13 protein-coding genes and 1 pseudogene are annotated in these 12,812 nt (G+C 51.8%); all 14 read left to right on the forward strand.

Annotation, left to right across the window (positions count from 1 at the left end; genetic code table 11):
• The coding region (locus tag BL249_RS15735; protein ID WP_241898819.1) for an IS1 family transposase at window positions 1-164 on the forward strand (164 nt) is incomplete at its 5' end.
• An 8-nt stretch (window positions 165-172) separates the two neighbouring features.
• The gene (locus BL249_RS15740; RefSeq protein WP_256385424.1) at window positions 173-1,114 is read left to right on the forward strand and encodes an ammonium transporter; all 942 of its coding nucleotides are present in this window, start codon (window positions 173-175) and stop codon (window positions 1,112-1,114) included.
• Window positions 1,115-1,188: 74 nt separating this feature from the next.
• A complete protein-coding gene (locus BL249_RS15745) occupies window positions 1,189-1,491 on the forward strand; it encodes an urease subunit gamma (RefSeq protein WP_099706148.1) in 303 nt (100 codons plus the stop codon).
• Between the two features lie 69 nt (window positions 1,492-1,560).
• Window positions 1,561-1,980 carry an urease subunit beta gene (locus BL249_RS15750; protein ID WP_099706149.1) on the forward strand — a complete coding sequence of 140 codons (420 nt, stop codon included), beginning with the start codon at window positions 1,561-1,563 and terminating at the stop codon, window positions 1,978-1,980.
• 25 nt (window positions 1,981-2,005) lie between these two features.
• The gene (locus BL249_RS15755) at window positions 2,006-3,721 is read left to right on the forward strand and encodes an urease subunit alpha (RefSeq protein ID WP_099706150.1); all 1,716 of its coding nucleotides are present in this window, start codon (window positions 2,006-2,008) and stop codon (window positions 3,719-3,721) included.
• 10 nt (window positions 3,722-3,731) lie between these two features.
• Window positions 3,732-4,325 carry an urease accessory protein UreE gene (ureE, locus tag BL249_RS15760; RefSeq protein ID WP_099706151.1) on the forward strand — a complete coding sequence of 198 codons (594 nt, stop codon included), beginning with the start codon at window positions 3,732-3,734 and terminating at the stop codon, window positions 4,323-4,325.
• Window positions 4,322-5,007 (forward strand): annotated as a pseudogene (locus BL249_RS15765) (urease accessory protein UreF). The gene ureE and the pseudogene BL249_RS15765 overlap by 4 nt, the downstream one beginning before the upstream one ends.
• A gap of 22 nt (window positions 5,008-5,029) precedes the next feature.
• A complete protein-coding gene (ureG, locus tag BL249_RS15770) occupies window positions 5,030-5,665 on the forward strand; it encodes an urease accessory protein UreG (RefSeq protein ID WP_099706152.1) in 636 nt (211 codons plus the stop codon).
• Window positions 5,662-6,615: an urease accessory protein UreD gene (locus tag BL249_RS15775; protein ID WP_099706153.1), complete on the forward strand. Its 954-nt coding sequence runs from the start codon at window positions 5,662-5,664 to the stop codon at window positions 6,613-6,615. The genes ureG and BL249_RS15775 overlap by 4 nt, the downstream gene beginning before the upstream one ends.
• Before the next feature lie 12 nt (window positions 6,616-6,627).
• Complete coding sequence (gene yut / locus BL249_RS15780; RefSeq protein WP_168174287.1) at window positions 6,628-7,623, forward strand: urea transporter; 996 nt, start codon at window positions 6,628-6,630, stop codon at window positions 7,621-7,623.
• Between the two features lie 20 nt (window positions 7,624-7,643).
• Entirely contained in the window at window positions 7,644-8,690 is a 1,047-nt protein-coding gene (locus BL249_RS15785) for a HoxN/HupN/NixA family nickel/cobalt transporter (protein ID WP_099706155.1), read from the forward strand.
• Window positions 8,691-8,692: 2 nt separating this feature from the next.
• On the forward strand, window positions 8,693-8,908 hold the full coding sequence (locus tag BL249_RS15790; RefSeq protein ID WP_099706156.1) for a hypothetical protein: 216 nt from the start codon (window positions 8,693-8,695) through the stop codon (window positions 8,906-8,908).
• A gap of 222 nt (window positions 8,909-9,130) precedes the next feature.
• Window positions 9,131-11,446: a phosphatidylglycerol--membrane-oligosaccharide glycerophosphotransferase gene (gene opgB / locus BL249_RS15795; protein ID WP_099706157.1), complete on the forward strand. Its 2,316-nt coding sequence runs from the start codon at window positions 9,131-9,133 to the stop codon at window positions 11,444-11,446.
• A gap of 161 nt (window positions 11,447-11,607) precedes the next feature.
• Window positions 11,608-12,756 carry a D-alanyl-D-alanine-carboxypeptidase/endopeptidase AmpH gene (gene ampH / locus BL249_RS15800; RefSeq protein ID WP_099706158.1) on the forward strand — a complete coding sequence of 383 codons (1,149 nt, stop codon included), beginning with the start codon at window positions 11,608-11,610 and terminating at the stop codon, window positions 12,754-12,756.
• The last annotated feature ends 56 nt before the right edge of the window (window positions 12,757-12,812 follow it).

Genomic DNA, 12,812 nt, shown 5'->3' on the forward strand with positions numbered 1-12,812 from the left:
AGCATCTGACGGGCAAAATTTTCACCCAACGCATTGAACGTAATAACCTGACGCTCCGCACCCGCATTAAACGGTTGGCTCGTAAAACAATCTGCTTTTCGCGCTCAGTTGAGATCCACGAAAAAGTCATTGGAGCGTTTATCGAGAAACACATGTTCTACTAATTGGAGGCATCACCCATGCGGGTATACCATTGCTGGTCCATTTTGTTTATCAGATGATGTTTGCCATCATCACGCCAGCATTAATTACCGGTGCCTTTGCACACCGGGTTAATTTCTCAGCTTATATGATTTTTATTACTTTATGGACATTACTGGTCTATTGTCCTTTTGTACATATGATCTGGAGTTCCGACGGATTTTTTGCCAGATGGGGCGTGGCCGATTTTGCCGGGGGCATTGTGGTACATGCTACCGCCGGACTGGCCGCACTCGCTTCCGCGATTTACGTTGGCAAGAGAATGGTTAATACGCAACAGGATCATAATATTCCGTTCGTTGCGCTCGGTGCCGGACTGCTGTGGTTTGGCTGGTATGGTTTTAACGCCGGTTCTGAATTTCAGATTAATACCATCACTGTTTCAGCGTTTGTTGCCACTGACATATCGGCGGCCTTTGCCGCTATTGTCTGGCTTATTATCGACCGGGCACATTGTGGTACGGTTAAATTATCTTCTTTTCTGACCGGTGCCGTAGCCGGCCTGGCAACCATTACACCAGCGGCAGGCTACGTATCACTCGAATCGGCGGCAATCATTGGCGTGATTGGCAGCATTATTTGTTACTACAGCGTTCTGCTGGTACGACGTCACATTGACGATGCGCTTGATGTTTTTGCAGTACACGGCATGGGCGGCATCACAGGATCTATTCTGGTGGGCGTATTTGCTTCAATGGTCTGGAGTCAGTCAGGTTCAGTCAAACCGGTAGACAGTGGAACAATGCAGATTATTAAACAAACCTGTGCCGTTCTGGTTGCCGCACTCTGGTCCTTTGTCGCCACTCTGATTATTTTAAAACTGGCAGATACTATTACTCCGGTAAAAATAAATAAAGATATCGTGGGTGATAATCTTGATCAAAAACTTCTTGGTGAAACCGCCTATGAATAAAAATCACTCCAACAACAAAAAATACCAACACCAGTGAAAAAGCAATAAAAATCTGAAAATTAATGAGGAAAAATATGAAACTCACACCCAGAGAAATGGAAAAAATAATGATTTATGCCGTTGCCGACATAGCCAGTCGACGAAGAAAAAACGGACTTAAGCTTAATTATCCGGAAGCCGTTGCTATCATCACCGCCTCAGCACTGGAAGGTGCTCGTCAGGGAAAAACCGTTGAAGAGGTTATGGATGATGCCCGTCAGGTATTAACCCACGAAGATGTTATGACCGGCGTTGCTGATTTAATTCCAAACGTACAGGTTGAAGCTATATTCACCGATGGTAGCCGACTCATTACTGTACACAGTCCAATTAAATAAATTCCTGCCACCAGGATAAATCATCTGGCAGTTATTAAGCATGGTTATATTTTTTAAGAGATATAAAATATGAAAAATCAAAAAAAACTGGCGCAGATTCCGCCCGGCGGATACCTGCTGGCGAAAACCCCGATTACCTTTAATCAGGATAAAACGGAAACACGCCTGAAAGTCCGGAACACCGGAGATCGTCCGATTCAGATAGGGGCACATTTTCATTTTTTTGAAGCCAATCAGGCACTGAAATTCAACAGAAGTGCGAGCTGGGGAAAACGACTGAATATTACCGCCACAACGGCAATGCGTTTTGAGCCAGGTGATGAAGTTGAAGTCTCGCTGATCGATTTTGGCGGGAAACAGACAATATATGGCTTTAATAACCTTGCAGACGGCTGGGTAGGATACAGCCCAGTCGCCTTTGGCGAACGTGCGCAGAAAAAATGTGCCGTTGAACGCGCCATTGCACTTAATTATCAAACAACTGAATAGCACCTGGTGTTTTTAAGGATAAAAGATGCCTGTAATTTCCCGTCAGGAATATAGCAGTTTATTTGGCCCTACTACCGGCGATAAGATCCGCCTGGGCGACAGTAATCTGTTTATTGAAATTGAAAAAGATCTGCGCGGCTATGGTGATGAATCCGTCTATGGCGGCGGAAAATCACTGCGTGACGGCATGGGTGCAGATAACGTCATGACCAGTGACAATGTACTTGATCTGGTTATCACCAACGTCACCATCCTTGATGCCCGTCAGGGGGTAATCAAAGCCGACGTCGGCATTAAAAATGGGCATATCGCCGGTATTGGCAAAAGCGGCAATCCGAACATCATGACCGGCGTCACGCCGGGAATGGTTGTTGGCGTCAGCACCGATGCTATTTCAGGTGAACATCTGATCCTGACGGCTGGCGGTATTGACAGCCATATCCATCTTATCTCCCCTCAGCAGGTGCAACACGCGCTGTCTAACGGCGTGACAACCTTCTTTGGCGGCGGTATTGGTCCAACGGATGGTACCAATGGCACGACCATTACTGCCGGTCCGGGTAATCTTTATCGCATGCTGCGCGCCATTGAAGGATTGCCAATTAACATCGGCCTGCTGGGTAAAGGCCACGCCGCTCGCAGTGCCCCACTGGAAGAACAGATTCTGGCCGGCGCCGCAGGTTTAAAAGTACATGAAGACTGGGGCGCGACCGGTTCAGCCCTGCGCCAGGCACTGCGTATCGCCGATGATATGGACATTCAGGTTGCGGTGCACACCGACAGCCTGAATGAAGGTGGCTACGTGGAAAATACTATCGATGCCTTTGAAGGTCGTACTATTCATACGTTTCATACCGAAGGTGCCGGTGGCGGGCATGCCCCGGATATTATCAAGGTTGCATCGCTGGCTAATGTTCTCCCCAGTTCAACAAATCCTACCCTGCCCTTTGGCATTAATAGTCAGTCTGAACTGTTCGATATGATTATGGTTTGCCACAACCTCAACCCTAACGTAGCGGCAGATGTCGCATTTGCTGAAAGCCGTGTGCGCCCGGAAACCATTGCAGCAGAAAATGTACTGCACGACATGGGCATCATTTCAATGTTTTCCAGCGATTCCCAGGCAATGGGCCGGGTTGGCGAAAACTGGTTACGGGTGGTACAAACCGCCCACGCCATGAAAGAAGCGCGCGGCAAACTGCCCGAAGACAGTGCAGATAATGATAACTTCCGCGTATTACGCTATGTGGCCAAAATCACCATTAATCCGGCCATTACGCAGGGCATTAGCGATCGGGTCGGCTCAGTTGAAGTCGGTAAATTTGCCGATTTGGTGCTGTGGGAACCCGCCTTTTTCGCTGCCAAGCCGAAAATGGTGATTAAAGGTGGCATGATCAACTGGGCCGCCATGGGGGATCCAAACGCCTCCCTTCCCACCCCGCAACCGGTTTTCTACCGGCCGATGTTTGGTGCCTGCGGTAAAACACTGCAGGACACCTGTCTCACCTTTGTTTCCCGTGCCGCACTGAATAACGATATCGGCGAACGTCTGGGCCTGACGCGTCAGCTCAGTGCAGTAAAAAACTGCCGTGCAATTGGTAAAAAAACCATGGTGCGCAACGATCAGACGCCAGAGATTGATGTTAACCCTGAAACCTTTGCCGTGACGGTGAATGGCCTGAACGTCACCGTCCCTGCGGCAAAATCTGTGGCGCTTAACCAGCGTTATTTTTTCAGCTAAGGAGGTAACAATGAAGATCGTTGAACGCGTACTGGGTAACGTCAACAAAGAGAACTTCTGGGCGCAACGCATGCATACGTTAACCCCCGACAGGCTGGTGTTATCACAGTGGGAAGCACAGAAAAGCCGCTGCCGTAAACACACGCTTGGCGGACTGGAGCTAGGCATATTGTTAGACCGCAATCAGCCGCTGGAAGATGGTGACGTGCTGTTATGGGATGCCAGTCAGCAACTGATGGTTATTGTTGAATTAAAGCTGCTGGAAGTGCTGGTGATTTATCCTGGCTTACTGCAAGGCGCGGTGACGCAATTGATGGCCACCTGCTTTACCTTAGGGCATGCGTTAGGCAATCAGCACTGGAAAGCGCTATTCAAAGATAACCGGGTGTTTATTCCCCTGACCGTCCCGCGCAAAATGGTTGAGTCAGTTTTAAAAAGTCATGGATTCAGTCAGTTTCCCTTTGCCTGCGTACAGGGTGAAATGCTGCTGCCCGGGTTAACCCCGGCAGAGGCACGCGTGCTGTTTGCCGGTGCAGAAGATACCTCAACGCATGTACATGTTACCTCCCAGCCACTGACCATACAGCCCACGTCCTTGCCATGAACGCACTCCGGCTAATCAGGATCATACAGTTTAGTGACTCCATGCTACCAGTCGGCACATTTGCCTTCTCTAACGGCATTGAGTCTGCTATCCAGTCCGGTGTCGTCAGAGACCCGGATTCGCTGCGTGATTTTACACGACAGGCATTACAACAAGCGGCCAGCGGCGATGTACGGGCCGCGGTCTCCTGCTGCCGGGCGCTGAGAGAAGGCGATAAACACGCCGCCCTGCAGCATGACCAGGCCTTGTTTAATCGCAAGCTGAATGCTGAGAGCCGGGTAATGATCACGCGCATGGGGAAAAACTGGCAGAAATCGCCGTGCTGAATATTGACAGCCCGTTAGTCGAATGGTGGCTGGCACAGATCCGTGCACAAAAAACCCCAGGAAGTTATGCCATCACGCAGGCGGTAGTCATGAGTGCGATGGATATTGCACCGCGTGAGGTCGCGGTAATCAGTCTGTATGGCGTCGCCGTGACCTTGCTGAGTGCCGCATTACGGCTGATGCGCATTACCCATCTTGAAACGCAGCGCATTCTGTTTGCCGTGCTGAATGAAACAGAAACCCTGTGTGATATTGCCGGACAAGGTGATATCACACAAATGGCATCCTGGGCACCCGCCAGCGATATCCTCGCGGCCTTGCATGTCAACGCATGGACCCGGCTATTTAGCAGCTAATCAAGTTTAAGGAGAAACGACCATGAAAAAAATAACCCGCATAGGCATTGGCGGCCCGGTTGGTTGCGGTAAAACCGCCATCATTGAAGTGATTACCCCCAGATTGCTTGAACTGGGTATCAAGCCACTGATTATTACCAATGATATTGTTACCACCGAAGATGCCAAACAGGTAAGGCGCACCTTAAAAGGTATTCTGGACGAAGAGAAAATTATCGGCGTGGAAACCGGCGCCTGTCCCCACACCGCAGTGCGCGAAGATCCCAGCATGAATATTGCCGTCGTCGAAGAGATGGAAGCCCGCTTCCCCGACAGCGACGTGATGCTGATTGAAAGCGGCGGAGACAATCTGACGCTCACATTCAGCCCGGCACTTGCCGACTTTTATATCTACATTATTGACGTTGCAGAAGGCGAAAAGATACCGCGTAAAAATGGCCCAGGCCTGGTCCAGGCCGATATTCTGGTTATTAATAAAATTGATCTGGCGCCTTATGTCGGTGCCAGCCTGAACGTGATGGAGCAGGACACCCGTCAGGTTCGCGGTAGCCGCCCGTATGTGCTGACAAACTGCAAAACGGGTGAAGGAATCGATGCGTTACTGGCGCTTATCCTGCATGACTTCCTGTTTACGCATCCCCAGCAGGTGGCTTCATGAACCCGATCAGCAAGGTACAACAACAGCTTGCCCGGCTGGGCACCTCCACGCGCGCTTTCGCTGCCTATCAGCAACAGCCGCCGCAGATGGCGGTGGGGTCGCCGGGGAAAAATGGTTATCTGTCCCTGCGATTTATTCGTCGTGGTGAACGCAGTTTGCTGGCGCACCTGTCTTATCGTTCACCGTTTCTGGTACAACGACCGCTCTACTGGGATGAAGCGCGACCAGATATGCCTTGTCTGTTTCTGATTACCACCTCAGGCGGCATCTTACAGGGGGACCGGCTGGCGCTGGATGTTGATATGCAACCGGGTGCCTGCGCCCATATCACGACACAATCCGCCACCAAAATTCAGTCAATGACCCACAATTATGCCGCCCAGATACAGCAGATAACATTGCGGGAAAACAGTTATCTCGAGGTACTGCCGGAGCCGCTGATTCTTCATAACAATGCGCGCTTTATTTCCTCAACACAGTTGTTTTGCCACCCCAGTGCAACGCTGCTTTATAGCGAAGTGCTGATGTGCGGGCGTAAATATCATCCGGCAGATGGCGGTTTTAAGTTTGATATCTATTCCGCCCGCACCGAAGCCGAGGATCTGAGTGGCAACGCCCTGTTTAGCGAACATTACCTACTGGAACCTAAACGCCAGTCGCTTAACGGCGCTGGCATTATGGCGGACTTCCATGTCAGTGGTAACGTTATTCTGCTGACGCCGGAACACCACCACCAGGCAATACTGACCCGCCTTCACCCATGCTATGACGCGACAGCGGGCATCGCCTATGGAGCCAGCCTGTTACCCAACCAGTGTGGCTTAGTTTTTAAAGTACTCGGTAACGAAACGCGTCAGGTGAAGTCTGCCATTTTGCTGTTCTGGCAAATCGCGCGCGAAATCATTACCGGAAGTAAAGTCCCCACGCCTTTTCTTTGGCGTCAGGCCTGATGCCGGACAGATATGATGGAAGAAAAAACACGTTGGTTAACCTGGTGTAACCGCTATCCGGGACTGCACTGGCTCGACGGGATACTGCGCGGATACAGTCAGGTGATGTTCCAGAATAATCCCCTGACCGGTCTGTTGTTTTTCGCCGCGGTTTTCGTCAGCGCCTGGCAAGCCAGCGCGCTGCAAATTGCCTGGGGATGCTTACTATCAACCCTGATAGCCACGCTTGCAGCACGCCTGCTGGTCAGTAACAAAACCGCGCTGAACAGCGGCATGCTAGGCTATAACGGCTGTCTGGTAGGGGCGGCATTACCGGGTTTTCTGGCCCCTTCGCCATGGTTGTGGCTAGGCGTTATCTTTAGCGCGCTGATGTCAGTGATTATCACGCTGGGAGTCAATCGTCTGCTGAAAACCTGGCATATCGCTGCGCTGACCGCGCCTTTTGTGTTAACCACCTGGACGCTGCTACTGGCCAGTTACGCTTTCTTAAATTTAGCGCCCTTATCTCTGCCACAACCGTTACCGGTATCGGTGCCTCACCCGGGAGAAACACCGCATGCCGGCGTGATTATTCCGGCGACGCTGGATGGTATTTCTCAGGTGTTTTTATGCCATAGCCCTCTGGGTGGCGTCCTGTTCCTGCTGGGACTGGGCGTCTCCTCACGCTGGGCAATGATGCTGGCAGTAATAGGCTCACTTATCGCCGTACTGATTGCCATGCTGGCCGGCGCCAACAGCCAGCCAATTGCCTCTGGCATGTATGCCTTCAGTCCGGTTCTCACTGCCATTGCACTGGGTTCGGTATTCAACCAGCCCAGTGTTAAAACGCTATGTTATACGCTAATCGGAGTGGTGTTTACCGTGCTGATGCAGGGGGCCTTCAATACGCTGCTCAAACCGTTAGGCATCCCAACCCTGACAATGCCGTTTGTTATTGTCTCATGGTTATTTCTACTGGCTAATCAATGGATTACTCCTCCTTCGACCCGGCCACCTAAAGGAATTTAACATTTTTCAGGAAGAATATGATGACTACGCATTCGCTACACCTGGCGGCGTTACCCCGCCGTCGCGCTATCTTATTACTGTCCGGACTGATTACGCTTAATCTGCTGGTCTGGCTGCTAAGCATTCTGGTATTCCGACACAACGCCGCCCTGATGGGCACCGCACTGCTGGCATGGAGCTTTGGCCTGCGGCATGCGCTGGACGCCGATCACATTGCGGCTATCGATAATGTGACGCGTAAACTGATGCAGCAAGGCAATACCCCGGTGGCGGTAGGGGCCTGGTTTTCGCTCGGCCACTCCACTATTGTTATTCTTGCAACAGCCGCCATTGCCGCCACAACACTGCTGTTCCGCCAGCAGCTGGAAAATTTCCATGCGATTGGCAGCGTTATCGGCACGCTGGTCTCGGCCCTGTTCCTGCTGATTATCGGGCTCATTAATCTTGCGATTTTATTTGACGTCTGGCAAAAATTTCGCCTGCTAAAACAGGGCAGGCTCAATGATGAACTGTCGCCAGAGATGCTCTCTGCTGGCGGAGTCCTGACACGTTTGCTTAAACCATTATTTAATATGGTCAACCATAGCTGGCAAATGTACCTGGTGGGATTCCTGTTCGGACTGGGTTTTGATACCGCCACTGAAGTCGGTTTGCTGGGCATTGCCGCCGCCAGCGCGCAGCAAGGGATGGATCTGTGGGCACTGATGCTATTCCCGGCGTTGTTTACCTCCGGCATGATGCTGATTGATTCGGCAGATAACCTGATCATGGTCGGCGCTTACGGCTGGGCATTTGCCCGTCCGGCGCGCAAGCTTTACTACAATATGACCATCACCAGTGCTTCCGTCATCGTTGCGCTCTTTATCGGCGGCATTGAGGCGCTGGGTCTGCTCGGCGATCGTCTCAATGGACAAGGCGCGTTCTGGCAACTGATCGGCGATCTCAATGATCAGATGGGGAATCTGGGTTTCTGGGTAGTGGGCATTTTTGTCCTCTGCTGGCTGATATCGATGATGAATTATCGCCTGCGTGGATACGATAGCCTCGATTTAACCCACAGTCAGTAATCGTGCCGGCAGCATTACCGCTGGCTATCCTGTCGGTAATGCTACCATGCGCCGGCCTGCCGGCTTTTCATCGCTCGCAGCTGACTCACAACCGCATCAGACAAACTGCACTACTGCCGCCAGCGAAGAAAAATGTGACGCTGGCCGGCAAAAAGAAGTTTATTTTCTGTCGTAAGCAGATGAATAATAGTTATTCAGGCGACAACATAGATATTTAACAGATGAAATCGCCAGCGCATTGTCAATAATGACAAGCTAAATCATGGCGTTAATCAGAACAGTCGCGCCGCTCTTCCCGCACACCTGTCACAGACAAATCCCTATCCGGTCATTATATTGTCAACATATTATGCATCGGGTAAATTACTTCGTTCCTGTCTTTTTATCACCGGCACACAGGGCAGTGCGCCCGTTTACCTTTTGGGGAGTAACTCAGCGAAATGCAATCTGGATGGCTGTCTCTGGGATTGTTTGCAAGCGCAGTTTTTCTGTATGCCAGTAAAGCGGGTCATCATAAAGGCTGGTTTAGCCTAATCCTGACGCTGTCCGGGCTGTACGTTTTGCTTAATGCTATTTTATTTGCCTGTAATTATTTTACCGGCGAAGGTATCAACGATGCGGTGCTCTACACCGTCACCAGCAGCCTGAGCGGTGCCGGTATCCACAAATACCTGCTGCCGGCAGGCGGACTGATACTGGGGCTGGTGATACTGTTTTTGTTACTGGCCTGGCTATTGCGCCGGCGTAAACCTGCCGGTCACAGCCGTCTATGGAGCCTGGCGGCACTGCTGCTGATTATTGCCTCAATAGAAACCGCGCCGGCCTATCAGCAGGTCAGCCGGCTGGTGCAATCACAGCTATCAAGCGGTGACAGCGACTTTTATAGCCACTACAAACAACCGGCCAAAAGGCTGCGACCAGGTCAGCGGCCCAATCTGATTTATATCTATGCAGAAAGTCTTGAACGCACCTACTTTGATGATAAAGCCTTTGCCAATCTGACGCCGGAACTGAATGCAATAAAAGAAAACAGCCTCGATTTCAGCAACACCGAGCAGCTGCCGGGCACCAATTACACCATTGCCGGTATGGTGGCTTCACAATGTGGCATACCGCTGTTTGCTCCGTTTGATGGCAATGCCTCCAGCGCGCTGTCGACGTTTTATCCGCGTAATATCTGTCTTGGCGACATTCTCAAAGCGGCTGGCTATCAGAATTATTTCCTGCAGGGTGCCAGCCTGCGCTTTGCCAGAAAAGATACTTTTCTCTCTTCCCACGGCTTTCAGCATCTGTACGGATTCGATGAGTTAAAACCGCTGGTGAAAGATCCTGACTACCGTAATGACTGGGGCTGGTATGACGATACCCTGCTTGAACTGGTCTACGACAAATATGTCGAGCTTTCGGCAACCGATAAGCCTTTTGCCCTGTTTGCGCTGACCGTAGATACCCATCATCCCGATGGTTTTATTTCACGCAGTTGTAGCCGGCGCAGTTATGACTTTGCCGGCAAACCGAATAAATCATTTGCTGCGGTCAGTTGCAGTCAGCAGCACATCGCCGCCCTGATTGACAAAATTAAGCGGACTCCGGGCTTTAAAAACACCATTATTGTGGTGTCTTCCGACCATCTGGCCATGAACAACACCGCCTATAAATACCTTAATCAACACGAACGTCGCGACCTGTTTTTTATGCTACGTGGCGATCGCCCCGACAGCAAAATCATTGCAACAAAACGCAGTACGCTTGATAACGGCGCAACGGTGCTGGACGCTATGGGGGGGGATAACTTTATCGGCCTTGGACGTAGCAGCCTGTCAGCCACATCTCTCAGCGTCAGCTATCTGAATCTGGCAGAAAAAATAACCCAGTGGAAAGCCAACGTTATCCAGCTGTGGAATCTGCCGAAAACTCTCAGCGACTATCAGATTGACACCGGGCAAAACACCCTGAGCGTCGCCGGGGTGGATTTTCGCCTGCCGCTGCTGCTGGCGATAAAAAAAGATAAAATTGAACCCCATTTTGATGTTTACCTTTCCGATTCACTGAAAAAACAACTCAGCCGTTTCCCGGCGGATGAAAAATTTGTCTGGATCGATCGCTGCTACAAAATGAGCAATGTCTGGAATCCGCAGCTGGCCACCAATACCCAGTATTGTCTCGCCCGCGGTCAGCTGAACGCCAGCGTAGAGATTTCGCCGGTAAGCGAAGGAATAAGCCGTGGCCGGGTTACGATGCCAGCAGATAGCCGTCCGCAGGCGACCCGCTATCAGCAAGTACAGCAGCAGCTGCGCGTCGCCGACAACGATCTGAAATATCCCGGTGATAAAATTCTGTTCTGGTTGCCAGGTATGCCCGATGGCGTCGCCCATATCAGCGGGCTGTCGCAGACGGAAAGCTGGGGCCGCTGGTCGGATGCTAACCTGCAACCGGACGTACGCATTGGTTTTCAACAGCCTTTACCCGCACGTTTTTCCCTGACGATGGAAGCGCGCGCATTTGGTGAGAACATTCATAAACCGCTGACAATACGAGTTGGTAGCGTCAGCAAGACGGTGATGCTGACCGACGACGTTGAACAGGTCACTCTGACGCTGGACAACCCGGATGCCGCCAGTGAAATTACCCTGACGCCCCCGGCGCCGACATCAACCAATGAGGGTTTTAGCGACGGATCACCTTCACGCAAGCTGGGTATTGGTCTGGTCAGCCTGCAGGTTAGTCCGCTGCCAACGCCAGCAACAGCACCATGATGACTATGATGACGAAGACGAAGACGAAGACGAGCAACCATGTACACCCTTCCGGTTAAGCGTGGAATGGCAAAAAATCATCCTGCTCTGCCCGTTGCCAGGCAGATAGCACCACGACACTAAAATGAATTTTTTATTTTAACGACAAGGATTTAACCAGTTTGAAATCGCGTCTTTGCCTATTATTTTCCCTGATCGCCGCCGCACTGCCGATTGGTGGACTGGCCAGGCCGGCGGTCACCCCACCAGACCCGCTACTGGCTTCACAGATTGTCGATCGCTACGCGGAACACATTTTTTATGCCAGCGCTGCCACCGGTATGGCCCTGGTGGCTATTGATGGTAACCAGAAGGTGTTTGCCAGCCACGGTGAAACCCGTCCGGGTAATAATATCCGGCCGCAAAAAGACTCCCTGATCCGCATCGCCTCACTGAGCAAACTAATGACCAGTGAAGTGATGATCAAACTGGCAGAGCGAAGCATGCTGCGCCTTGACGATCCGCTGAGCAAATATGCTCCGCCGGGCTACCACGTACCGGCCTATGGTGGACAGACAATCCGCCTGCTCAATCTGGCAACCCACACCAGCGGCTTGCCGCGCGAACAGCCAGGCGGTCACTGGCCACGCCCGGTATTCGTCTGGCCAACCCACGATCAGCGCTGGCGCTGGCTGAATCATGCCCGGCTGAAAACGCCGCCGGGGGAACGTGCTGCCTACTCAAACCTGGCTTTTGATCTACTGGCGGATGCCCTGAGCCGGGCCGCGGGCCAGCCTTATCCCGTGCTGCTGAAAAATGAAATCACCCGTCCGCTCGGTATGAAAGACACCACCTTTACCCCTTCACCGGAGCAGTGCGACCGCCTGATGATCCCGGCAAAAGGCGCCAGTCCTTGCGATAATACCCTGGCGGCAATTGGCAGCGGCGGGGTGTACTCGACACCGGACGATATGGGTCGCTGGATGCAGCAGTTTCTCTCTTCTGATGTGCATGCTCGCTCGCCACAGGTCGACCGGCTACAAACACTCATTTATAAACGTAACCAGTTGTCGGTAGTGGAAGGCATGGATGTGCCGGGCAAAGCCGATGCGCTGGGGCTGGCCTGGGTATATATGGCGCCGCGCGACGGTCGGCCCGGTATTATAGAAAAAACCGGTGGCGGGGGCGGTTTCATCACCTATATCGCCATGGTGCCGGAATACAATATTGGGGTATTTGTGGTGGTCAGCCGCTCCGCGTTAACCCGCTTTAGCGCAATGAGCGATGGCGTCAACGATCTTCTTACTGAGCTGGTCAATAACCAAAGCTGAGCCATCACTGACTGCGGTAACCGGCTGCTATAACACAGTAGCCGCCGGTCATGCGC

This window comes from Erwinia sp. OLFS4 (assembly GCF_002752165.1).
GTDB lineage: Bacteria > Pseudomonadota > Gammaproteobacteria > Enterobacterales > Enterobacteriaceae > Izhakiella.

What these genes read in the sequence shown, in the direction of transcription:
- ureE (WP_099706151.1), top strand. Translation starts at nt 3,732, where the DNA reads ATGAAGATCGTTGAACGCGTACTGGGTAACGTCAACAAAGAGAACTTC.
- BL249_RS15785 (WP_099706155.1), top strand. Translation starts at nt 7,644, where the DNA reads ATGACTACGCATTCGCTACACCTGGCGGCGTTACCCCGCCGTCGCGCT.
- BL249_RS15750 (WP_099706149.1), top strand. Translation starts at nt 1,561, where the DNA reads ATGAAAAATCAAAAAAAACTGGCGCAGATTCCGCCCGGCGGATACCTG.
- yut (WP_168174287.1), top strand. Translation starts at nt 6,628, where the DNA reads ATGATGGAAGAAAAAACACGTTGGTTAACCTGGTGTAACCGCTATCCG.
- opgB (WP_099706157.1), top strand. Translation starts at nt 9,131, where the DNA reads ATGCAATCTGGATGGCTGTCTCTGGGATTGTTTGCAAGCGCAGTTTTT.
- BL249_RS15755 (WP_099706150.1), top strand. Translation starts at nt 2,006, where the DNA reads ATGCCTGTAATTTCCCGTCAGGAATATAGCAGTTTATTTGGCCCTACT.
- ureG (WP_099706152.1), top strand. Translation starts at nt 5,030, where the DNA reads ATGAAAAAAATAACCCGCATAGGCATTGGCGGCCCGGTTGGTTGCGGT.
- BL249_RS15775 (WP_099706153.1), top strand. Translation starts at nt 5,662, where the DNA reads ATGAACCCGATCAGCAAGGTACAACAACAGCTTGCCCGGCTGGGCACC.
- BL249_RS15745 (WP_099706148.1), top strand. Translation starts at nt 1,189, where the DNA reads ATGAAACTCACACCCAGAGAAATGGAAAAAATAATGATTTATGCCGTT.